The sequence below is a fragment of the Octadecabacter arcticus 238 genome, from assembly GCF_000155735.2.
Classification (GTDB): domain Bacteria; phylum Pseudomonadota; class Alphaproteobacteria; order Rhodobacterales; family Rhodobacteraceae; genus Octadecabacter; species Octadecabacter arcticus.
Genome location: NC_020908.1, coordinates 1,849,828 through 1,873,398 on the forward strand (window position 1 = coordinate 1,849,828; position 23,571 = coordinate 1,873,398).

The 23,571-nt window shown below is 54.4% G+C and carries 21 protein-coding genes; 4 read left to right on the plus strand and 17 right to left on the minus strand.

Going from position 1 to position 23,571, the window contains the following annotated elements; translation table 11 throughout:
- Positions 1-37: 37 nt before the first annotated feature.
- From OA238_RS09680 to OA238_RS09695, 4 genes are read right to left on the minus strand one after another with little or no spacing between them, the layout of a single operon-like run.
- Complete coding sequence (locus OA238_RS09680; RefSeq protein WP_015495024.1) at positions 38-517, minus strand: nuclear transport factor 2 family protein; 480 nt, start codon at positions 515-517, stop codon at positions 38-40.
- Positions 514-1,413, minus strand: coding sequence for an ABC transporter ATP-binding protein (locus OA238_RS09685; protein ID WP_015495025.1), 900 nt, complete (start codon positions 1,411-1,413; stop codon positions 514-516). Before OA238_RS09685 ends, OA238_RS09680 begins: the two co-directional genes overlap by 4 nt.
- A gap of 9 nt (positions 1,414-1,422) precedes the next feature.
- Positions 1,423-2,259: a nitrate ABC transporter permease gene (gene ntrB, locus OA238_RS09690; RefSeq protein ID WP_015495026.1), complete on the minus strand. Its 837-nt coding sequence runs from the start codon at positions 2,257-2,259 to the stop codon at positions 1,423-1,425.
- Positions 2,259-3,632: a CmpA/NrtA family ABC transporter substrate-binding protein gene (locus OA238_RS09695; protein ID WP_015495027.1), complete on the minus strand. Its 1,374-nt coding sequence runs from the start codon at positions 3,630-3,632 to the stop codon at positions 2,259-2,261. Before OA238_RS09695 ends, ntrB begins: the two co-directional genes overlap by 1 nt.
- Before the next feature lie 191 nt (positions 3,633-3,823).
- Here OA238_RS09695 and OA238_RS09700 point away from each other — a divergent pair, with 191 nt between their 5' ends.
- The gene (locus tag OA238_RS09700) at positions 3,824-5,671 is read left to right on the plus strand and encodes a sigma-54 interaction domain-containing protein (RefSeq protein ID WP_015495028.1); all 1,848 of its coding nucleotides are present in this window, start codon (positions 3,824-3,826) and stop codon (positions 5,669-5,671) included.
- A gap of 536 nt (positions 5,672-6,207) precedes the next feature.
- Here the strand turns inward: OA238_RS09700 and OA238_RS09705 are convergent.
- From OA238_RS09705 to OA238_RS09750, 10 genes are all read right to left on the minus strand, one after another.
- Positions 6,208-7,185 (minus strand): XdhC family protein, encoded by a 978-nt coding sequence (locus tag OA238_RS09705; protein ID WP_144055871.1) that lies wholly within the window; start codon positions 7,183-7,185, stop codon positions 6,208-6,210.
- Positions 7,178-7,630, minus strand: coding sequence for an SRPBCC family protein (locus OA238_RS09710; protein ID WP_015495030.1), 453 nt, complete (start codon positions 7,628-7,630; stop codon positions 7,178-7,180). Before OA238_RS09710 ends, OA238_RS09705 begins: the two co-directional genes overlap by 8 nt.
- A gap of 110 nt (positions 7,631-7,740) precedes the next feature.
- Positions 7,741-8,328, minus strand: a complete 588-nt coding sequence (locus OA238_RS09715) for a nucleotidyltransferase family protein (RefSeq protein WP_245581482.1) — start codon at positions 8,326-8,328, stop codon at positions 7,741-7,743.
- 16 nt (positions 8,329-8,344) lie between these two features.
- Positions 8,345-9,124 carry an XdhC family protein gene (locus OA238_RS09720; protein WP_015495032.1) on the minus strand — a complete coding sequence of 260 codons (780 nt, stop codon included), beginning with the start codon at positions 9,122-9,124 and terminating at the stop codon, positions 8,345-8,347.
- Complete coding sequence (locus tag OA238_RS09725; protein WP_015495033.1) at positions 9,121-10,302, minus strand: vWA domain-containing protein; 1,182 nt, start codon at positions 10,300-10,302, stop codon at positions 9,121-9,123. The genes OA238_RS09720 and OA238_RS09725 overlap by 4 nt, the downstream gene beginning before the upstream one ends.
- Entirely contained in the window at positions 10,299-11,174 is an 876-nt protein-coding gene (locus OA238_RS09730; RefSeq protein ID WP_015495034.1) for an AAA family ATPase, read from the minus strand. The genes OA238_RS09725 and OA238_RS09730 overlap by 4 nt, the downstream gene beginning before the upstream one ends.
- A 50-nt stretch (positions 11,175-11,224) precedes the next feature.
- Positions 11,225-13,651: an aerobic carbon-monoxide dehydrogenase large subunit gene (locus tag OA238_RS09735; RefSeq protein WP_015495035.1), complete on the minus strand. Its 2,427-nt coding sequence runs from the start codon at positions 13,649-13,651 to the stop codon at positions 11,225-11,227.
- A complete protein-coding gene (locus OA238_RS09740) occupies positions 13,648-14,142 on the minus strand; it encodes a (2Fe-2S)-binding protein (RefSeq protein ID WP_015495036.1) in 495 nt (164 codons plus the stop codon). The genes OA238_RS09735 and OA238_RS09740 overlap by 4 nt, the downstream gene beginning before the upstream one ends.
- 13 nt (positions 14,143-14,155) lie before the next feature.
- Positions 14,156-15,010: an FAD binding domain-containing protein gene (locus OA238_RS09745; protein ID WP_015495037.1), complete on the minus strand. Its 855-nt coding sequence runs from the start codon at positions 15,008-15,010 to the stop codon at positions 14,156-14,158.
- A gap of 136 nt (positions 15,011-15,146) precedes the next feature.
- Positions 15,147-16,268, minus strand: coding sequence for an MHYT domain-containing protein (locus tag OA238_RS09750; protein ID WP_044036601.1), 1,122 nt, complete (start codon positions 16,266-16,268; stop codon positions 15,147-15,149).
- 334 nt (positions 16,269-16,602) lie between these two features.
- On the opposite strand from OA238_RS09750, the gene OA238_RS09765 reads away from it, so the two are divergent.
- Positions 16,603-17,732 (plus strand): IS3 family transposase gene (locus tag OA238_RS09765; protein WP_085982731.1). Its coding sequence is split into 2 segments (ribosomal slippage): positions 16,603-16,849 and positions 16,849-17,732, totalling 1,131 coding nucleotides; the frame shifts between segments, so codons are not numbered across the junction.
- Between the two features lie 443 nt (positions 17,733-18,175).
- Here OA238_RS09765 and speB read toward each other — a convergent pair.
- Positions 18,176-19,129, minus strand: coding sequence for an agmatinase (gene speB, locus OA238_RS09770; RefSeq protein ID WP_015495039.1), 954 nt, complete (start codon positions 19,127-19,129; stop codon positions 18,176-18,178).
- A 442-nt stretch (positions 19,130-19,571) separates the two neighbouring features.
- Here speB and OA238_RS09775 point away from each other — a divergent pair, with 442 nt between their 5' ends.
- Positions 19,572-20,648, plus strand: a complete 1,077-nt coding sequence (locus OA238_RS09775) for a tyrosine-type recombinase/integrase (protein WP_015495040.1) — start codon at positions 19,572-19,574, stop codon at positions 20,646-20,648.
- Positions 20,649-20,781: 133 nt separating this feature from the next.
- Here OA238_RS09775 and OA238_RS34980 read toward each other — a convergent pair whose 3' ends face one another.
- Positions 20,782-20,865, minus strand: coding sequence for a DUF1127 domain-containing protein (locus OA238_RS34980; RefSeq protein WP_420806493.1), 84 nt, complete (start codon positions 20,863-20,865; stop codon positions 20,782-20,784).
- A gap of 417 nt (positions 20,866-21,282) precedes the next feature.
- Positions 21,283-21,939 (minus strand): DsbA family oxidoreductase, encoded by a 657-nt coding sequence (locus OA238_RS09785; RefSeq protein ID WP_015495042.1) that lies wholly within the window; start codon positions 21,937-21,939, stop codon positions 21,283-21,285.
- A 326-nt stretch (positions 21,940-22,265) separates the two neighbouring features.
- Here OA238_RS09785 and OA238_RS09790 point away from each other — a divergent pair, with 326 nt between their 5' ends.
- Positions 22,266-23,537 (plus strand): IS256-like element ISOan9 family transposase, encoded by a 1,272-nt coding sequence (locus OA238_RS09790; RefSeq protein WP_015495043.1) that lies wholly within the window; start codon positions 22,266-22,268, stop codon positions 23,535-23,537.
- The last annotated feature ends 34 nt before the right edge of the window (positions 23,538-23,571 follow it).

Here is a 23,571-nt window from a genome sequence, read left to right on the forward strand (position 1 = left end):
GTGTCCTTTGTGCTTGTTAGAATTTGAGGATCTCAGGTTACAAACCAAGTGCTGTCAGGCCCGGGTGATCGTCAGGCCGTGGCCCCAGGCTTGGCCAATGAAACAGGCGGTCGCTTTCGGAAATTGGCACGCCGTTGATCGAGGCGTGGCGCTGCGCCATGTAGCCAGCCGCATCAAACGCCCAGTTCTCGTTGCCATGGGCGCGAAACCATTGGCCCGCATCGTTTTGATATTCATAGCAAAACCGCACCGCGATCCTGTCTTCGCCATAGGCCCAGATTTCCTTGATCAGGCGATAATCAGCCTCAGACGCCCATTTGGCGGTCAAAAATGCCTCAACCTCGTCGCGGCCATTCAAGAATTCTGACCGATTGCGCCACTGCGTGTCGGGAGTATAGGCCAATGCAACCTTGGCCGGATCACGACTGTTCCAAGCATTTTCGGCCATCCGCACCTTTTGGACTGCGTCATCATAGCTAAAGGGCGGGACGGGTTGCCGCGGCGTGTTAGTGGTCATGTCCTAACCGCTTGCAATAGCGGCGTATCGCTTGCCGCATCTTCTGTCTTATCAATTCGGATCGTCTCTGGCGTATGCGCCGCACCGTCCTCGCTTAGCTGTCCGGCAAGTTCGGCTGACCGTTTTCCAAGGAACTGCACCAGATGGTTGCGGATCGCATAGTAATTGGGGTTCTCGACGATCTCGGTGCGCGTGCGCGGCCTTGGAATGGTGATCTCGACGCTTTCTGCAACCCGCGCCAATGGGCCGTTTGTCATCAACAAAATACGATCTGCAAGAAGGATCGCCTCATCGATGTCGTGGGTGATCATGAAAACGGTCTGGTCCGTTCCGCTCCAGACCTTCAACAGCTCTTCCTGGATTGTACCGCGCGTCAACGCATCAAGCGCGCCGAAAGGTTCATCCAGCAACAACAGCTTTGGTTCGTTTGCAAACGCGCGGGCAATCGACACGCGCTGGCGCATTCCACCTGACAATTGGCTGGGCTTGCGGTAGATGGCATCGCCGGACAATCCGACTTTGTCCAAAAACGCAATCGAATGGTCTTCGACCTGCTGTTTGGTCCAGTGGGGGAACCGCGCCGCCACCCCGAATGTCACGTTCTTTAAAGCGGTTAGCCACGGCAGCAGGGAATAGTTCTGAAACACCACACCACGGTCAAGGCTTGGACCGGACAGCGCATAGCCGTCCATTTTGACCACGCCTGACGTTGGTTCTGCCAGACCAGCAAGGATGTTCATAATGGTTGATTTGCCGCAGCCCGAATGGCCAAGGATGCAAACAAATTCACCCTTTTCGATCCCGAAGCTGGCGTTTTCGAACACGGTGAATTCACCACCTTTTCCGTCAGGATATTTTTGCGTCAGCCGTTCGATGCTGAGAAATGAAGATGCCATGGGCCTGCCCTATTCAACGTAGGCGACGCGCCGCTGCAGCAGGCCAAAGGCCGCATCCAGCAACATGCCGACAACGCCGATCATGAGAATTGAAAAGATGACTGAGGTCAGGTCGAGGTTGTTCCACTCGTTCCAGACATAATAGCCGATGCCGGTCCCCCCGACGAGCATTTCTGCCGCCACAATGACCAACCACGCAATCCCGATGGAAATCCGCATCCCCGTAACAATCGTTGGCGCAGCAGCAGGAAGGATTACGGTGAACGCTGTTTTGAGAGCCCCCAATTCATGGGTGCGGGCCACATTGACCCAGTCCTCACGCACGCCCGCCACACCAAACGCCGTGTTGATCAACATCGGCCAGATCGAACAGATGAAGATCACAAAGATCGCCGACGCCTCTGAATCTTGAATAATAAACAGGGCAAGCGGCATCCAGGCGAGCGGCGAAATCGGCCGCAGAACCTGAATGAACGGGTTCAACGCTTTGTGCGCCACCGACGACATGCCAATCAGAAACCCAAGCGGGATCGCAATGAACGCTGCCAGAAAATAGCCCGTAAGAACGCGGTAGATCGAATAGCCGATCTGGATACCAATCCCCTTGTCGTTAGGGCCAGCATCGTAAAACGGGTTTGATAATTCCTGCCATGCCTTGACCAAAACCTGACTGGGGGGCGGCACGCCAGCTTTGGCAGTGCCCGCACCTGTCAGAAGTTCGTATTCGGTCAGCTCTCCGGTGTTGAGCTCCTGTGGGGAAATCGAGAGCTCCCACACAAGCAGACTCACCAAGAGCAAGACAATTGACCAAATTGCGGCCCGTTTGTTTTCTGACAGCATGTCCATCAGTCTGCTTTGATCGCAAAGCTGTCGATGTAGGCTTCGGGTTCGTTGTAATCAAACGTTTTGCCCATGATCATGTGCGATTTGTAGTTTTCCGCCGGTGCATCATAGCCAAGGTCGGTCATGACCTTGCGTGCGTCAGACGCAAGAAAGACCTGTTCGGCCACACCTTTGTAATCAACATCGCCCTCAATATAGCCCCAGCGTTTCATCTGCGTCAGGATCCACACGCCCATAGATTGCCACGGGAACGGGTCAAAATCGATCCGATCCGGCACACGCTGCACCTCGCCCAGACCATCCGCGTAGGTCCCCGTTAGGACCTGCTGGATCACTGTAACCGGCTGGTTGAGGTAGTTGGTCGGGGCAATCGCCTCCGATATCTCAACGCGGTTGTCGGGGTTGGACGCATATTGCGTTGCGTCAATGATCGACTTGAGCAACGCGCCGTAGGTATTTGGTAATTCGGTCGCGAAAGACAAAGGCGCAGCAAAGGCACAGCATGGATGACCCTCCCAGATTTCTTTGGTCAGGATGTGGATGAACCCAATGCCTTCATAAACTGCACGCTGGTTGAACGGATCAGGCGACAAATAACCATCAAGGTTGCCTGCACGCAAGTTCGCGACCATTTCAGGCGGTGGCACAACCCGGATCTGGATATCGACATCCGGGTCCAGACCGAACTCGGCCACATAGTAGCGCAGCAGGAAGTTGTGCATGGAATATTCAAACGGCACACCAAAGGTGAAGCCCTTCCACTGCTTTGGGTCGCGTTTGTCCATGTGTTGGTTTGCCAAAACAATCGCCTGACCATTGATGTTTTCAATGGCTGGCATGATGTAGGGCTCAGCCACCGAACCGGCACCCAGCGTCATCGCCAGCGGCATCGGTGTCAGCATGTGGGAAGCGTCATATTCACCCGACAGGGACTTGTCGCGGGCGACTGCCCAACCCGCAGTCTTGATGACCTTTGCGTTCAAACCGTAGCGTTCATAAAAACCCAAAGGCTCAGCCATGATGATCGGCGTGGCGCAGGTGATAGGGACAAATCCGATGTTGAGGTCAGTTTTTTCCGGTGGCCCAAGGTTGTCGAGGATACGCGCCTTCGCCTCATTCATCGGGAACACAGACGCAAGGGCTGCGGCGGCGGTCGTGCCACCCACCATCCCCATGAAAGACCGACGGCCAATATCGCTATGTCCGAAGACTGACCGCACAATCGCGCTTTCGACGGCTTGTTCCAGCATCTCTTCGCTGGACATATGCGTGGCGACGGGTGCTGGTGACGACTTGCAGCTGTCGCAAGGGCAGCTTTGACCGTGACGTAAATCGGTGTCCTTTGAGAACGGATTTCCAAGACTTTTAACTGTCATAATGACCTCCATGGTTTGATTTGAACCAAGGGTGACACGGGCGTTTTGCGTCCTTAAGTGCGGTTAACAAAGTGTCTAAAATCAGCAATATACTGAAAATATTGACTAAAAAATGTGCACAATACACGATATTTCGTAATTTACGAAACCTCGTAAGTGCATTGGCATCCGGTTTCCGGTCACATCACTGCATGGCCCTTGATTCTGACATTTCCCTCACCCTCGAACATCAACCACTTGCGAGCCTTGTGATCGATGCCCACCACAGGGACATCGCGTCGCATAATTCGGAAGCCGCGCGCCTGTTTGGTTCAAACCTTACGGCGGCGTCGCTCGACACGGCGCTGCAATCACCGGCAGTCGACATGGCTGTCTTTCTTGAGGCCGTGCTGCATTTTGGGCGCTACACCACAGCCACCCTCACCTTTGAGAGGGTCGATGGCAGTCCGCTGCGATTGCAGACCTTCGGAACGATCGTTTCGGATGCACATGTGATGCTGAGCTTCCTTGATCTGGACGCGCAAGAATGGCGCAACCAAATCGCCGAAAAAGACGCCCACCACCGCGCTGGTTTGATGCAATGGCAGAACATCCACGGTTTCTTCCGCGAAATGGAGGCGCAGAACCACCTGATACTTGAGGCCGCGGGAGAAGGCATCTACGGGATCAACGCCGAAGGCAAAGCCACATTCGTCAACCGCGCCGCACAAGAGATGCTGGGCTGGAATGCCGAAGACCTGATCGGGCGGGATTTGCACCAGATCATCCACCATCACCACTTGAACGGCGAACATTTTCGCGCACAGGATTGTCCGATCTACGCATCGTTCCGGCGTGACAAAACCGTGCGGGTCGATGATGACGCGTTCTGGCGCAAGGACGGCAAACCGATTATGGTCGAATACGTCTCTACCCCAATCTATGATCACGACGTGCTGGCTGGGGCGGTTGTGATCTTTCGCGACGTGACCGAGCGCAAGGAAAACGAAAAAAAACTTCACCGTGCACTGGAAGAAGTGGAAAAACTTCGGTTCCAATTGGAACAAGAGAACGATTTTCTGCTGACCGAGATACGCAATTTCAGGTCTCATGCAGGAATCATCGGGCAATCGGCCTCGATCCGCAATCTCAACACGCAGATTGATCTGGTCGCCGACACCCAAACAAATGTCCTGATTTCGGGTGCTTCGGGGACGGGCAAAGCCCTGACAGTCAGCGCCATTCACGAGGCAAGCAACCGACGCAAAAGGCCATTGGTGCGGGTGAATTGTTCTGACATTCCCACCCAAAGCCTCGAGGCGGAAATGTTCGGCTACCGGCGCGGGGCATTTCGCGGCGCCGTGCGTGACACCACCGGCAAGCTTGCGCTGGCCAACAACGGCACATTGCACCTCGATGAGGTCTCCGATCTGCCCAAGGCGTTTCAGGCCAAGCTGATTGCGGTGATCCAGGACGGGGCTTTCAGACGTATCGGCGATGCATATGACACCCCCGTGTCCCTCAGGATCGTTTCAACAACGGCCCGTGACCTCGCCATCGAAGTCCGCACCGAACGCTTTCGCCAAGACCTTTATTTCGAACTCAGCGTTCTTCCTATTCAATGCGATGCCTTGAAAGACCGCCCCGACGATATCCCGTTTTTGGCTCAACATTTTCTGGATCGTGCCTCCAGCAGACTGCGCGTGTCACCCACGCGGTTATCAAAGGCGAATATCCAAGCGCTCCTGACCTACACATGGCCCGGCAATGTGCGTGAACTGGAAAATGTGATTGAACGCGCGGCGATTTTGGCAAAGGGCGGCAAGCTGCGTCTCGAATTTCAACCGGGCACTGCCAGTAAAGCCAAGCATAGCGATGACATCATGTCTGTCTCTGACCTGAAACGACTTGAACGTGATAATCTCATCCGGTGCCTGCGTCGATCGCAAGGCAGAGTTTCCGGCGCAACAGGTGCTGCCCGTCTTTTGGAGATCGCACCGACGACAGTCTATTCAAGGATCAAAGCGCTCTGCGTGACCCAAACAGATTGGAGCGCTTAGTTTTCAATGACTGCTCTGAAGCCGCGGTTGCTCAGAAATGCTGCAGCTGCAAGTTGATTGCGCTTTGCCGACTAGGACCCAAAGTTGACCTTTTCTGCAGAAAGTACCAAATTTCGGTTTGGGCCGATAGTGACAGATGCTGCGCCATGCACATTCCTACATTAAGGGTGGATTGCGGACCTTCGCTGCAGGCGCGCGGTCTCAAGGGCGATCCAGCGAAAGCTGCCATTCATTGAGAGGTCGAAACCAAGAATGCTGCAATCGATCTAAAGGCAGCTCCGGAGCCCAAAGTGCGCGACGCTCGAAAGGCTGCTTTGCGGTTCTTGAAGGATGCCATCCCGCGGACGTCAATCGTTTGAGAACACGGCGAATGGCTGCACCTAGGCCACTTTACCGCTTTACTATTTCGCAGCGAATGCCTGACATCAAGAAGCTGGCAAAGTGATTACTTACGGCGCACCAACGAGCGCCTCAATCATCAGCACTCTTTCTTCAAATGACAATTGGGAGAACAAAGGCGACTTTAAAACAGGGACCTAAACGGACATTTGAGCAGTTTGATAGGCCTGATGAGCCTCAACGACCACTTGTTGGTCGTACGCAAATGCCTGCGCGACTTCGGCCAGTGCCGAGACTGCAATTAGGTCGGCATTGCGCAGCGATGGCACAAGGCCAATTGGCCCCCTGATACGCTGTTGATTCCGATCTGAGACGCCAATGTCAGCCAACTGGGCAAGTCGGGCCGCGTGGGTTCTCTGGCTTCCTAAAGCGCCGACAAATCCGGCAGTGGTCGCCAGCGCTGCGACAAGGAACGCGGGTTCCCAATCGTGATCGTGGAACAGCGTTATAAAGCCGCTGGTCTGATCTAGGTTCAGATTTGTAATGCTATTGCGCGAAGTCACATGCGTTGGGGGGACTTTGCAGTAGGCCGTGACCGCCATCAGATCATCCATGTCAGGGGAAAAGCCAGTCACATCAAATCCGATGGCATTTGCAACTTTGGCTGTAGCGCGAAAAATAGCGCCACGCCCAGCAAGTGTCAGGGCCACCTTGGGTTGATAAACGATCGTGATCGCAGCAGGAACAGCCGGACCTGTTTGTGATGCGGGATAGAAGATTAGCGTTGCGGGTGTACGAACCAACAGCGCCTCATAGGCTGCAACCAGCGCTGCTTTGTCGGGAGCAGGGTCGATCCATACTGATAACGCCCCACCACATGGCAAGGTCAAATCGTGGAAAGGCGAACCATCACCGTAACGCAACAACCGCGCTGTTCCTACTGCCAGGCAGTCAAGCGCCTGAAGCAATATATCCTGATCGATGCAGCCATTTGACATATAACCGGTCATCTCGCCCGTGTCCGCCACAACGGCCAATGACCCGACATCACGCGCGCTGCCGCCTTTGATATCCACAGAGGTAATCAAGACAAAACGCTGCCCCGTTCGGATATAAGCTGCAACCTGCGCCAGAACATCAACAGCGTGGTCTTGGTATGTTATGTGATTATCCAACCTTCTCGGCATCCAACACATCGGCAAAGTTCTTGAAGAATTTCGCCGCAAGCTTTTTTGAAGTGCTCTGAATTAGCCGGCTCCCGAGTTGCGCCAGCTTACCGCCGATTTGCGCCTTGGCCTCATAGGTCAAGATCGTGGTGTCACCGTCAGCAACCAACGTCACATCTGCTCCTCCTTTGGCGTGGCCTGCCGCGCCGCCATTGCCTTGACCTGTCAGGGAAAAAGCATCAGGCGCGCCGCTTTTGTCCAGCTGAACGTTACCACTGAACCGCGCCTTTACCGGCCCAACCTTCAGCAAGATCTTTGCCTCCAGTTCAGTATCTGAGTGTTGGATAAGTTCTTCACACCCAGGGATGCACTGGCGCAGAATTTCAGGGTCGTTCAAGGCCTCATAAACGCGGGCCATTGGCGCATTGATGGTAATTTCGTCTTTGAGTTCCATAGTTTTTCTTTCCTAACAGCAGGGGGATTTGATGGACGCAAGCGTTTCGGCTTGCGCAGGAGTGAGGGCCCATTTTTGACAACAGCGCCGAAAGTAGGTGCGTAACCTTTTCATGTCATGGCCCTCTGTGATGTCATTTGTTCAAAAGCCGTAAACGCGGCGGGCGTGTCGATGTCGTTGAAGAAGCCGGGTTGCGGCATCGGGATATGTTGGGCTAGTTCAGGATTGGCGCGTGTTAAATTTCCACAACCAGGATTAGCCTGATTGACCAGTAATCGGGCGCGCATTGCGCAAGGTACTACGATAGGATTGCCGCGGGTGGAATCTTGGAAAGGAATCGAAATTTTTTGAACATCTGCCGCCAAATGCGCCGCAATTAACGCGCGCAAATCGTCCGCCGTGAGTTGTGGCTGGTCGCCAAGCCCGATGAGATGATGCTGCGCATCGGGTGCTTCAAGAAGCCCTGCACGGACCGAAAACGGCTGTCCCGCCTCATATTCTGCATTGCGTACAAACTGGATTGGCAGACCTGCCAGCGCTACCTTGATCCTATCGGCTTCAAAACCTGTGACCACGCATACCTGACCGTCCACAGCAGCAAGGTAGGTTTCAACGACGTGACGGATCATCGGCTTGCCGCCGACCGGCAACAACAACTTGTTTTGCGCTTCCATGCGGCGCGACAGGCCCGCGGCCAATATGATTGCCCCAAAGCTATCCATTTTGCGCAACCTTCGCCAAGAGATCTCGTTTGACCTGTGTCAGTTCAGCAAGGATTGACAGCGCGATCTCAGCAGGCGTCACCGCCCCAATATTCAACCCAGCGGGCGCGCAGACAGCGGCGATCGCTGCGGGATCTGTGCCCGCAGCGACCAGCTTTTTGGACAGGCTGGCAAACTTCTTGGTACTGCCAACAAAGGCTACATAATCGACCGCATCGGCTAACCCCGTCTTCAGCGCTGCAAGATCACCTTGTCCTTGCGTTGCAATCACAAGATACCGTCCGCGAACGGGCAATCGCGGGGCCAAAGGCGCGTCCGCACTTGCTGTGGCCACAGCCCACCCAAACTGCGGAGCAAGCTCTTTTAGCTTTTCAGCAACAGGAGATTCTCCGAAGATTAGCAAGTCAGGCGTTGGGAGATAGGGCTCGATAAAGATGTCGATCGTGCCTTTGGACGGGCATCCGTTGCGCGCAAAGCGGACACCATCAACTGCATCGCCTGCGCGCACACCTTTTTCCATCAGGTTCTCTTCCGGCGCAACCGAGATAAATTGCGGCTGTCCTGTCGCATAGGCCCGCAAGGTCGCGTCCTTGATCGCACTGCGCACGCAGCCGCCACCAAGCCAGCCTTCAAGGATGGTTCCATCTTCACGGAGCAACGCCTTTGCACCGGGCTTGGCCGAAGTGGTGCCTGCGGTGCGCACAATAGTGGCGACTGCGAAACAGTCTTCGCCCACCTGTAGTCCGTGGTCCATGATATGTTTGGGTGTCATAGCCGCGTCAGCTTTGATTCGAGGGCAGCCAAGTCGCCTAGTGTGTTTGCAGCTCGGAAAAGATCCAGATGTGGCAGGGCTCCAGCCATTGCGCGGGCGGTTGGTTCGTAGTCGTCCCAACCTTTCAGCGGGTTGAGCCAGATAACCTTGCAGCCACGTTTCCTCAGCCGGATGAGGGCGCCTGAAATACCATCTGGTGATGCTGTGTCATAGCCGTCTGACAAGATCATCACGACCGTGCGATTATCGACAAAGCGGCGCCCATAAGTGCTTGCAAAGGTATGGAGACTGTCCGCAATTTTGGAGCCGCCTGCGAAACCTTCGGCCAGCAATGACAATCGGGCCAGCGCACGCAACGCATCTTTGTCGCGCAATGCTTCTGTGATCCGCACAAGCCGAGTGTGAAAGAGATAGGCGTCAGCGCGGGCATCTGCCCGCATCAGCCCTGCGAGGAACGCTAGAAAAACGCGGGAATAGATGGTCATTGATCCCGACACGTCACAGATTGCTGTGATCCGTAGGGTACGGTCTGGGCGTTGGCGTTTGGGGAGCGCGAAGGGTTCGCCACCGGTGGCAAGGCTTTGCCGCATAACTTTGCGAAAGTGGATTTGATCCCCTTTGCGCGCAGCTTTCCGGCGACGTGAGCGCCGATCCCGCAGGGCAGCACCAAGGCGCAGGGCGATCTTTTCAGCCTCGGCGATATCGGTGGGCCGGACAAGATCGCGCAGGTCTTTCTTGAACAGGTTAGTGACATCCGTCGCGACCAATTGGCCCTCACCATCGCTTTCCGCTTCACCATCACCACCATCAGGAGCACTGACGTCGCCTGCGCCACTGATGGCCTCTTCACTCGCCTCGCGACTGGAATGCACGTTTTCGCTTCGACTTGGGGTCGCTGTAGCAGTCACGCGCGTTTTGACCCGCCCGCCATTCATCCAAAAGCTGTTAAACAACCCATCAAATTGTGCGGCTTCATCGGCGCAGCCAGTAAACACTGATTTCAGGGCGCGGCGCGCATCATGTGGGTTGGTGGCGTTGATATGGGTCAAGGCATCCAGCGCAATGCCCGTTTCGCCCACACCAAGTCGTAAGCCATTGTCGCGCAGATGTGCCACGAACCCTGCCATACGGGCGGCGGGGCCGGGATCGCGAGCGGCAAATTTGGTCACACGTGTCATGCGGCTTTGCCTGCTAAACGTTGCGCGATTTCTGTGGGAATCGCGTCGCGGTCTGTTTGTGTTTTCAGCAGGGTTGTCAGCGTTGCCTGCAAAACCGTCGGATCTTCTGTCAGATCGGCCACGCCAAGACCCATCAAGGCGGCTGCGAAGTCCAACATCTCGGCAATACCGGGCTTCTTCTCCAGCTCTTGTTTGCGTAAGGCCTGCACAAAACCGACGATCTGCGCACAAAGCCGGTCTGTGATGTCGGGATAGCGCGTCACCAAAATAGAAAGTTCTGTTTCCAGATCGGGATATGGCACATGGGCATAAAGGCAGCGCCGCCGCAGCGCATCGCTGAGGTCTCGGGTGCCGTTTGCGGTCAGAATTACCATGGGCCGCGTCGTTGCAGTAATCGTACCCATTTCTGGAATCGTCACCTGAAATTCAGACAGAATTTCAAGCAAGTATGCTTCAAATTCTTCATCTGCGCGGTCAATTTCGTCGATCAGCAAGACCGGTGCTTTGTCTTGGCGGATCGCCTTCAACAGGGGGCGTTCGAGCAGAAATTCATCAGAAAATATCCGTGCTTCAACAGTCTTACCTGTCTCGCCATCCTCAGATGCTGCACGGATCGCCAAAAGCTGGCGTTGGTAATTCCATTCGTAGATCGCTTGCGCTGCATCCAATCCTTCGTAGCACTGCAATCGGATCAATTGCGTCTCTTGTACAGCCGCCAAGACCCGCGCGACCTCTGTCTTGCCGACGCCCGCGGCGCCTTCCACCAGCAAAGGCCGCCCAAGCGACAGCGATAAGTGCAGCGCCATCGCGAGATCACCAGAGGCAATGTAGCCTTGTTCGGCCATAGCCGTTTGTAGCGTTGTCCAAGTCATCTGTATCCTCCCGTAGGGCGGGCCGCTTAACACGGCCCGCACCTAGCCATTTAGTCGTGCATGCCAAGATTGTTGGCTGTCTGCCAAATGCGCCAATGGTCATGGGGCATATTGGTGTGACGGTTGCCAAAGGGCCGGAACGCATCTTGCACAGCATTCGAGAAGCAAGGCACGCCACCAACATGCGGGCTTTCGCCCACGCCTTTCGCCCCGATCGGGTGGTGCGGGCTAGGCGTGACGGTAAAGTCCGTCTCATAATTCGGGACCTCCCAAGCCGTCGGTAGGAAGAAATCCATCAACGTGGCGGTCTTGACGTTGCCCATGTCGTCATAAGCAATCTCTTGCCCCAAGGCGACAGCAAGGGCTTCGGTCAAGCCACCATGGATTTGCCCTTCGATCACCATCGGGTTGATCCGCGTGCCGCAGTCATCCAGCGCATAAAAACGGCGAATTTCAGGGACACCTGTATCAACGTCGATGTCCATGACGCAGACATAGGCCCCAAACGGATAAGTCATGTTGGGCGGATCGTAGTAGCTGACCGCTTCCAGACCCGGCTCTAGCCCCGGAATGGCCTGATTATAGGCGGCGTAGGCGATTTCCTTCATCGTCTTGAACCGCTCGGGCACGCCTTTGACGACGAACCGATCAACGTCGAATTCCACGTCGTTATCATGGACCTCAAGCAAGTAGGCTGCGATCATCTGTGCTTTGGCACGGATCTTGCGACCCGCCATTGCTGCGGCTGCACCCGCAACCGGAGTAGAACGTGACCCATAGGTGCCCAGACCGTAAGGCGCGGTATCAGTATCGCCTTCCTCAATCGTGATGCTTTCGGCGGACAGGCCAATCTCGGTCGCGAGAATTTGTGCGAAGGTTGTGGCGTGGCCCTGCCCCTGAGAGATTGTGCCCAACCGCGCCACAGCCGACCCCGTTGGGTGGATGCGGATTTCGCAGCTGTCGAACATGCCCATCCCAAGGATGTCGCAGTTCTTGACTGGCCCGGCACCGACGATCTCGGTAAAGAAAGACAGACCGATACCCATCACCTTACGGGTTTCGCCGCGCTTGAACGCTTCAACCCGTTCGGCCTGCTCAGCGCGTAGCCCTTTGTAGTCGACGGCCTTCAGCGCCTTGTCCCACGCGGTTTGATAGTCGCCGGAGTCGTATTCCCAACCCAACGCAGCCGTATAAGGAAACTGTTCCTTCTTGATGAAGTTGATCGAACGCAGCTCTGCCGGGTCCATGTTCAACTCAATCGCGAGGACTTCGATCATGCGTTCGATAAAGTACACAGCTTCGGTTACACGGAACGAACAGCGATATGAGACACCGCCGGGCGCTTTATTTGTGTAGACGCCATCGACGCCCAGATAGGCGACGGGGATGTCATAAGACCCAGTGCAGATGTTCATAAAACCCGCCGGGAATTTGGTCGGGTCTGCGCAAGCGTCAAAGGCACCGTGGTCGGCGGTCACGTGGCAATGCAGGCCAGTGATCTTGCCCTCTTTAGTGGCGCTGATCTTGCCCTTCATCCAATAGTCGCGGGCGAAGGCCGTGGACATCAGGTTTTCCATCCGGTCCTCGACCCATTTCACCGGCACACCTGTGACGATGGAGGCGACGATGGAACAGATATAGCCGGGGTAAACTCCGACTTTGTTGCCGAACCCGCCGCCAATGTCGGGCGAGACGACGCGAATATTATGTTCTTCAATCCCGGACAAAAGCGACGCGACTGTGCGCACGACATGCGGCGCTTGAAACGTACCCCAAAGGGTCAGCTTGCCGTTCACCTTATCCATTGAAGCGACAGAGCCGCAGGTTTCCAGCGGACAAGGATGGGTCCGATGGTAATACATTTCGGCTTCTGCGACGACGGCGGCATTGTCGATGACCTGATTGGTGGCTTCTTCCTCGCCGGCTTCCCATGTAAATATGTGGTTGGGGTGCTTGCGGGGGCCGTGGGCACCGTTGGGGATCGAGCCGTCATCGGCCACCAGATCCTCCCGTAGAACCACGTCGGATTGCAGCGACTTGAACGGGTCGACGATTACCTCAAGTTCTTCGTAGTCCACTTCGACCAGTTCCACCGCATCGGCGGCGACGTAGCGGTCAGAGGCCACGACGAACGCAACTTCTTGGCCTTGGAAAAGCACTTTGCCGTCGGCCAGTACCATCTGCTTGTCGCCAGCCAGCGTTGGCATCCAGTGCAGGCCAAGCGGTTCGAGGTCTTTGGCCGTCAGAACAGCCGTTACACCGGGCAAGGCCATGGCCGCGTCGATGTTAATCGACTTGATCCGAGCGTGCGCATAGGGCGAGCGCACAAAATCGCCGTGAAGCATCCCAGGCAGCTTGATGTCATCGACGTAGTTGCCCTTGCCTTGGGTAAAGCGTGCATCTTCGACCCGTTTGCGTGAACAGCCCAAGCCTTTCAGGCCAGCGACCCGTTCTTCGCGTGAAATTTCGTCTTTCATTGTGCCGCCTCCTTAGCTGCATTCATTTCAGACGCGGCTGAGAGAATGGATTTAACGATGTTCTGATAGCCTGTGCAGCGGCAGATGTTGCCGGCAATTCCAAAGCGGACGTCTGCTTCGGTTGGGTTCGGGTTTTCTTCTAGCAGCTTGGCCGCACGGGTGATCATACCGGGTGTGCAAAAACCGCATTGAAGGCCGTGGTGCTCTTTGAAATTCTCTTGCAAGACGTGCAATGCATCCGGGTTGCCGAGCCCCTCGATGGTGGTAACCTCAGCGCCGTTAGCTTGCGCCACAAAGACGGTGCAGGATTTTACGGATTTGCCGTTCATCGTCACCGTACAAGCACCACAATGTGAGGTTTCGCACCCCACGTGTGGACCTGTAATGTTGAGCTTTTCACGCAGCGCGTAGATCAGGAGCTCGCGCGGTTCAGCAAGGAATTCGTGATCCTCGCCATTCACGTTCAGTTTGACGTGCATCTTGTTTGACATGTGTGTTCCTCCCTTATGCCCGTGACCATGCGCGCGCGATGGCACGGCCAAGAACGATGCCAGCGGCGTGGCGTTTGAATGCGACCGGGCCGCGGTTGTCTTCTGTTGGATCGATATCACTCAGCATGGCGGTGACGGCGGCTTTCACTGAAGCCTCATCGCAAGCCGTACCGATCAACGCTGCGCCAGCGGCTTCGGACCAGATCGGCGTATCGCTAAGGTTAGTCATCGCAATGGATGCCGCACCGACTTTGCCGCCCTCTTTAGAAATCTGCACAGCGGCAGCAGCGGTGGCGTAGTCGCCGATTTTGCGCTTTTGCTTTTCGTAAGCAAACCCACCTATGGGCGCTGCAAAGCTAACAGCGATCAGCACTTCATCATCTTCGCGGTCAGTCATATAGGCCGCTTCGTAGAAATCGCGCGCGTCGACGATGCGATCACCGTCTGAGCCAACGAGATGAAACTGAGCGTTTAAGCATTGCATCAGGCCGGGCATATCGTTTCCGGGGTCGCCGTTTGCGACGTTACCACCAATGGTACCCATATAACGCACCTGAGGGTCGGCAATTTGCAGCGCCGCTTCTTTCATGATAGGTGCGGCCTTTTCAAGTTCGGTAGAGTTGATGATCTCGTGCTGCGTTATCATCGCACCGATCTTTACGGTGCCACCAGCTATGGAGATCCCGTTCAGACCTTCAATGGCTTGCAAATCGATAAGATGCGGCACCTCCGCCATCCGCAACTTCATCATAGGGATCAGGCTGTGCCCCCCCGCGATCACCCGCGCATCATCCCCATGTTCTTTAAGCAGGGCAATTACACCTGCCATGTCTGTCGGCCTGTAGTACTCAAACGCCGCTGGTATCATTGCTTCGCCTCCCGTTTCCGCAATTATGTGTCAGGAGGCAAGATTGTACGCAGCGGCATGCCAAAGCTTGCGCTATTCAATGAAATGATCCGGATTTATCACGAAATGCGCCTAAGGCTGCACGAAATGCGAAAGCCTAAAGGCCAAGGGCGTCGCGCACGCTTTTGAGATGTGAGCGGCTTACTGGAACAGGAGGCAAATCCGCCTCGGCAAAACGGCAAACCCCAGTGTCTTTGAGCCGTTCAAAGTGGTTGACCTGCGTTGGGTTCACCAAATAACTGCGATGGGTCCTGATGAACCCGGCGATTTCCAACCGCTTGATCGCTTCGGTGATCGGCCAAGAGCAAAAAAGCTTCGCGTCTTTGGTATAGACGGTGGTGTAATGTCCTTCAGCCCGCACAAAAGCGACCTGAGAGGGGTCGATCAATTGCGTGACGCCGTTACGCTCGCACGGGATGCGGATGGCGGAGGGCGCCGGATTTTCACCAAGTGCGCCTGCTTTCGGGAGTTGCGCCTCAAAGGGTTCTTGTGCGGCAACAGGCGCGGTGGGTGCAAAGAATGTGACCCCCATCCAGAGGAACGCGCCGAAGATGACAAAGCTTGACAAGATGACGCCCATTGCAAGCGTTTCATTGCTCATCGCCGGGCCAAACTCATTCAGCGTCGGAACAGCGACAAAGTTAGTGCCTGCCATGGCGACAAAATGAACAGCACTAACGGCAGCACCAAAGCATAACGTCCCCAACAAAATATTGCGATTGCTGCGTCGGCCATAAGCAATCCAGAACGCAGCCATACAGAGCCCCACAGCCGAAACGACGGCCAGCAGGATTCCAAAAGGCGTATAGACAGCGCGGCACAATTGAAGGCCGGCCATACCGACATAATGCATTGCCAGAATTCCAAATCCGACCAACGCACCTGCCGCAGACAAAGTGACAGGCGTCCGTTCGCGAAAGTGCAGTAAGAGCAAAGCCATTCCCACAATAAGGATCGCCAGCAAAGCGGACGCGAGCGTTATCGCCGCATCATAATAAAATAGGACAGGCATCTGAATCCCGAGCATCGCCACGAAATGCATCGACCAAATACCACCGCCCAAAGCGACGGCTGACATTGCAATCGACACCTTGCGACGCAGAACGCTTTGCTTGGAAAGGTCCTTGGACAGCGTCAAACCCGTAAAGCCCGCGACAATGGCAACCATTATCGAAGCGATGACAAGTGCAGTGTTATGGCTAAAGTCTAGGAACTCCATCCTGTTTGATGACACAAAATTCATACAAATCAACCCATAAGATTGATATCGAGTTCAGTCCAAAGTCAGTAAAGCTGCGAGCCAACTGCCGCCCAAACGTCGAGATGAACACCCTGCCACCCAACAAAAAAAAGTGATTAAGCTGCACAACTGCCCAGATTTTAGGAAATCCTGTGTAGTCTTCACCTACAAAAACGATGCCGAGAGTGACCTGCTTTTTCAGCACGAAGGTCGAACTCATTACACAGCCGCAATGTCTGAATTGGCAATCTGGTCTTGCCACGGTTTAGTTCCGGTCTCTTTCGAGCAATGTTTGCTATGAAGGAGATAAGGAATGGCAAAGAGATACACAGACGAGTTTCGGCGTGATGCAGTACGCATCGCGATCAGCAGCGGTTTAACGCGACCGCAGGTTTCATCAGATTTAGGTGTTGGCCTTTCGACGCTAAACAAGTGGGTTCAGAAACATCAGCATGAGGATCTGATGTCTGGGCCGCACGATGACGTCGAGAAAGAGAACACCCGTCTTCGTAAAGAACTCCGGTTGGTGCGTGAGGAGAGGGAAGTGCTAAAAAAAGCGGCGATCTTTTTTGCAGGCCAAAGTCGGTGAGGTTCGCCTTTATCGACGCCTGGAAAGAAGTTTGGTCAGTAGAGTTTCTCTGCCGGATTATGCAGGTCACATCGCGTGGGTTTCGCGCTTGGCGGAAGCGGCCGATGAGCCAGCGCCAACGTGATGATATGGTGCTTTTGGCCCACATCCGTGAGCAACATCGCCTCAGTTTACAAAGCTATGGGCGACCCCGCATGACCGAAGAGCTACAGGAATTGGGGCTGCGGGTTGGGCACCGTCGCGTGGGCCGTTTGATGCGTGAGAATGGCATCAAGACCATCAGAACCCAGAAATATAAGGCAACGACGGACAGCAATCACACGTTCAACATCGCGCCTAACTTGCTGGACCAGGACTTCTCAGCGGATGGGCCGAACCAGAAGTGGGCCGGTGACATAAGCTATATCTGGACCAGTGAAGGGTGGCTTTATTTGGCCGTTATCCTTGATCTGTACTCCCGGCGCGTCATCGGCTGGGCTGTCAGTAACCGCATGAAACAGGATCTCGCGATCCGTGCGCTGGACATGGCTGTGGCACTGCGCCAGCCGCCCGAATGCTGCATTCACCATACGGATCGCGGCTCGCAATATTGTTCCAACGCGTATCAGAAGCGCCTGAAAAAGCACGGCTTCAAGGTCTCGATGAGCGGCAAGGGCAATTGCTATGACAATTCCATGGTTGAAACGTTCTTCAAATCCATCAAGGCTGAGCTGATCTGGCGCAATCGTTGGGACACACGCCGTCAGGCCGAGGGCGCGATCTTCCAATATATCAATGGGTTCTATAACCCGCGCCGCCGCCACTCATCATTAGGCGGCAAAAGCCCCTTGGCATTCGAGCGAAAGGCCGCATAAATGAGTTGAGAGACCGGAACGCAAACGGGACAAGACCAATCACGCTTTGCGTACAAGTCCAGAGAGCACTGTAGAGTATTTCGGTCGCTTGGTTGTTGGCTTTTCCGTATTGATGCAAATGTTCGGTTCAGGTTCTAGGTATTTTCGTCGCGTATACGGCCAATCAAAAACTGCCATTGGTCACGCGTAGGCTAATGGCGGTTTGTCCGCTGACCGACGTTACAGCCGACAAAATGCTGCAAGCTGCACGAATGTCCGCAATGACGGGCCGCACTGCAGCATCCTGAGGTGGCCGTGAACGGCAGCTCCGGGCCGGAAGTGTAGCTCGACACAAGAGGCGGATGCCGGACCTTCGCTGCACTGGACGCTAACGGCAGTAGTGCGGATGCAACCGCCTCTAATGCTGAAAGCACAAATGCCCGATTTTCTTCAATGACTGAAACTTATCTGTGATGGAGGATGCGCCCTATAGTGTTCATCAGTATTTGTGCTGCTAGGGTCGATGTGCATCCAGTTTGGTCATAATCTGGCGCAACCTCAACTAGGTCGACGCCCACAATACTGCCGCGTCTTGCTAGCCCATCAATCAGTTCCAAAACCTCATAATAGATAAAACCGCCGTGGCTGGGCGTTCCTGTTCCGGGTGCAATTGATGGATCAAAGGCATCGATATCGATCGTGAGGTAGTAGTTAACACCTTCTGGAATTCGATCCAGCATGCCCTCGATGCCCAATTTCCGTACTTGGCGAACTGATTGAATGTCCGACCCCATTTTGCGGGCATCGACATAACCGCCGCGCGCTGTGGAGGATACGTTGCGAATACCGATTTGGCTCAAGCCCGTTACATATGGTTTTTCAGCGGCGCGGCGCATTGGATTTCCATGGCCATACCTAACTCCGTGGCGCTCATCCACAAAATCGAGATGTGCGTCGATCTGGACCACGTGGATCGGCCCTTGGTCGTCAAAGGCGTTGATGCAGGGGATGTTGACCGAATGGTCGCCCCCCATCACAACAGGAATTGCGCCTGCGGAAAGAATTTTCCGAACACCATATTCGATGTTAGCGTGACTTTTCATCGTATCAGTATGGATGATATCCGCATCACCGATATCGACGATCTTGACCTTCGAGGGTTCTAGATAAGTTATGTCGTCCTCGTGATTGTAAGCACCTGCATGACCGAATGAAAAGAGGGTGGAGGCTTCGCGGATGGCGCGCGGACCCATTCGGGCACCTGAACGCCACTGGCAGCCAAAATCGTAAGGTGCACCAAGAACAGCCACATCTGCATCAATTGCATTCCAGTCCTCTACGTATGGGTACTTTCCAAACGTACAAATCCCAACGAATGGCAGGTTGAGGCGTCCGCCCTCATATCCATGGTCCGACATTTTCGATTCCTTTTCCATTTCTTGAGATAGGGTTGTGACAGATGACCTTGAGAAAACCTGGTTTTTTTTGGTTACTGTTCTGATTACGACAAGCATAAAGCAAACCTTAGCCGCGCCGCTGTAAATCTGCAAAAGGCTCAATGCAGCCGCTCGCTGCGAACGTGATGAAGTTCCGTTCATGGCCATTTGGAGACATGTTTTGCGTTCGCAATTGAAGCTTCTGCCATCGCTGTCTTGACGCGCTAACACCCATGAAATAAGAAGCTTTTAGTAAGCGGGCGTCTTGTAATGGTTAAGACCCCAGTTTTCCAAACTAGAGTTCTGAGTTTCATACAGTTTCATTTGGCACCTTACTGTTTCTTTTTGTTGACTTTTATTTTGCATTGGGTTGCATGGGGTAGCGCACAGTTGCGTGGCGTTACCTACAAAAGGCCGACAGAATATGCCAAAGCTTACAGAGACGTTTTCTAACAAATTGCCGCATGCAAAAGCAGGGACGGACAAGTACTGGGATGTGGAGATCAAAGGGCTCGTGCTCTTTGTGGGGAAGCGCTCGAAGACCTGGTACTTTCAGAAGGACGTTGGCGGCCAGACCAAGCGTATTCTGATTGGCCGTTTCCCGATCATCTCGGCGCAAGCTGCACGTCAGACGGCGCTTGGTTTTGCCTTGGAGATGGGCAGAGGGGCAGGGAAGGCGGCTCAGATTGGCGCGCCCATCTTGGAAGCCGCAATGGAAGTGTATCTGGCACGTCCAAAGCTGCGTTCTGAGACCAACAAGGTCGGGATGCGCGCCCAGCTTACGCTTCATCTGAAAGACTGGATGCGCCTGCCCCTGGACGAGATCAGCAAGGCGATGTCAGTACGCCGTCATCACGACATGGCTGGATCCCCGTCAGCCGCCAATCATGTGCTTCGCAGCTTTCGCGCCATCTACAACCATGCCCGCCGGACTGGTGATCTGCCGGAATGCCCAACGATGGCGATCGAGTGGTTTGAAGATAAGCCGGACGGACGGATTATTGAGAACCTGAAGCACTGGCGGAAGACGATTGATGATCTGCCCAACCCGATCCATCGAGTATTCTACGAGCTTCTATTGTTTACCGGCCTTCGCAAAACTGAAGTGTTCACCTTGAAGTGGGAGCAAGTACTGGAAGACCGGATCCATCTGCCAATGACGAAGAATGGCCGGAGTTTTGATCTTCCGATCTCGCAGCTGCACCATGAGATATTGGCACCGCTTCGCCCTCTCAGCAGCGACTGGGTGATTCCATCACCAAAATCAGAGACAGGCCACATCACGAGGCCGGTAAGGCTCAAGTATAATCCCCATATGCATCGCCGGACGTTCGCGACGGTTGCGATGGAAGCTGGGGTGCTGGAGGAGATCGTAGGGCGGTTGCTCAATCACACGCCATTGTCGATCACTGGGCAGAGATATGTGCGGCCGTCGTTGGATGCGTTGCGTCCGTCGATGGAGATTGCCTGCGCCGAACTCCTGAACCGCATCGACAACTGAACAAATAGCTTAATTGCGGACCTTCGCTCTGTTTGAAGCAAAGGCCTGTAAAAAGCCCAAACAGCCTGTCACGCGTCCCCGGCATAAAAATGACACTTGGGATGCCTAGCTGATGAAAAATGTCGTTGCTGTGTTAATGCATCTCGACGGCTTGAGCGGCGATGCTCTCGATGTCCGAGGAACGGATGCCGATATCGGCAAGATCTCGGTTCGACATAGCGGAGAGCTGGTTGAATGTACGATCATATATTGCTTTTTTGGCGTGGAATTCCGCATTGTTGGCTTTGGCCTGCTGAATGCGGGCCCTCAAGCCTTGTAGTGGGTGTGCGGGAAGAATGTTTGCAAATATCACGTCTTTGGTCTTTCGTTTCCAATGGTGGAATCCGATCCACCGCGTTTCGTATGCTTCCCATTTACGATGTTTCTGCGCCTACACAATGCTCAGTGCTGCAAGGTCGATATGCAATCTAGTCATGACGCATTATGGCTGCGTTTCGGTTGCAAAGTTAAAGTTGGCGACAACGGTCACTTTGGGTTCAAAGCAAATTTTCTCTTAGTGAGACAGGCACATGCGGACGGCCAACTTTAAGTTGTTCGCACAGCGGGCCTTGGTGAAGATTGCAGTCAACAGCTGTTATTCTGATGCTCCGCCGCCCTGTGTCAGTTGGGACAGAATGTTGGCGTAATTGTCGACCCCCTGTGCACCAGTAACCAAATGCTGGCGATCAAAAACCATTGCGGGGACTCCGGTGATACCTTGCTGGGTCCAGAATTTTTCTTCTGCGCGAACTTGGTCAGAAAAACGTTGATCGATCAGAATGGCCTCGGCTTCTGCACGGTCGAGGCCGACTTCTGACGCAATGGTGGCGAGTACATCGGGGTCGGACAGATTGCGACAATGGGTGAAGTGCGCGATAAATAGCGCCTGTTTCAGATCGTCGCCTTTGCCCTTAAGCGTCGCCCAGTGCAGCAATTGGTGTGTATCAAACGTGTTATGCATTCGCATGTCGTCCGCGAATAAAAACGTAAAGTCGAGATCTTCACCGATTGCTGACAGGCGATCACGGTTGGCGTGTGATTCAGCCTGACTGCTGCCGTATTTTTCCATTATGTGCTCGACCATGTTCTGGCCTTCGGCAGGCATGCTAGGGTTCAGTTCAAACGGATGCCAATGGATATCTACGGCCGTGCCCGACGCTTCGGCAGCCTTTTTCAACTGGCGGTAACCAACAATGCACCACGGACAGACGACGTCTGAGATAATATCGATACGCAATGGCGTCGTTGTCATGGAGGCATTCCTTTGAAATGTGATACCTCATGCAGGTGTGGTCGAATGAACAAAACGTCAAGTTATGGAGCTCATCTGGCTCTCAACCAGCGTCTTCAAATAGTAAATTTGTCTGTATAGCTCACGCCTGAACTTCCCAATTTTAATTTCTGAAAGTTGCCGCGTGTCTTCACATGATCCTTGAGAGGATATTTGCCGCAAATGCCGCAGCCTAAGGTGCCTGCACGCAGAGTTATGCGGAAATTTGGGTGATGGCGTGATTTGAAAGGCGGCGTATTGTGGCAGGTGTCAAATCCAGCCAGAACCTCACGAGGAGCAATACGCCTATGAAGAACGATACACCGAGCCTTCCGTTTCGCCAATCGGAAACGATCGTAGATCCGCTGTCAGAACTTGCACGGGAGGGTGCTCGGCGGATGCTGGCGGAAGCGCTGAAAGCCGAAGCTGATGCATTTGTCGCCAGTTTTTTAGATGAACAGCTGGAGGATGGCCGCCAGCGGATTGTGCGGCATGGATTTGGCCCTGAACGGCAGATCCAGACCGGTATTGGTGCTCTGGATGTTCAACGGCCCAAGGTGCGCGACCGGCTGGCGACATCTGATCCGTCTACAAAGATACGCTTTACGTCGAACATACTGCCGAAATGGGCGCGCCGCTCGGTGAGCTTGGATGCCTTGCTGCCGGTGCTGTATCTGAAGGGCATTTCTACGGGTGATTTCCAAGAGGCGCTCTCAGCCATTATGGGCCCTGATGCGCCCAACCTGTCGCCAAGTGTCATATCACGACTGACGGCAGGGTGGCAGACACAATATGACACCTGGATACGGCGTGACCTGTCTGCACGTCACTACGTCTACATTTGGGCGGATGGCGTCTATCTACAGGCCCGGATGGAGGAAAATGCTGAATGTATACTGGTGATCATCGGCGCGACACCTGAGGGCAAGAAAGAACTGATTGGCTTTCAGGTCGGCCTTCGGGAGAGCGCACAAAGCTGGCATGAGTTGCTGGCTGACATAAAGGGTCGCGGGTTGTCTGTCGCACCGGAAATTGCGGTTGGTGATGGGGCCATGGGGTTCTGGAATGCACTGGACAGAGCGTTTCCAAGCACAAAACATCAGCGCTGTTGGGTTCATAAGCTGAAGAACGTCCTGAACTGCTTTCCAAAGCAGATGGCCCCAGCCGTGAAATCAGACCTGGACGATATCCAGCACGCAGGGACGCGTAAACAAGCAGACGCGGCGCTCGCAATGTTTTCCGAGAAGTACGGAGCCAAATATCCAAAGGGCGTAACCTGCCTGATCAAGGATCAAGAAGCGATGCTCGCATTCTTCGATTTCCCGGCTGAACATTGGGGCCATTTACGCACGTCAAACCCCATTGAAAGCGTGTTTGCCACTGTGCGGCATCGCACGGTGCGCACCAAAGGCGCGCTGTCACAAAAGACCGCGAAGTTGATGGTCTTTACCCTCATTCAAGCTGCATCAAAGAAATGGCTGCGTCTCAAGGGCAGAAACCAGTTGCCAAAAGTCATCGAAGGAACCAAATTCAACGACGGTGTCGAAGCGACCGACGACGCCGAAAACCGCGCCGCCTGATAAAGCGCATCACCCAAATTCAAGCATAGCTCCT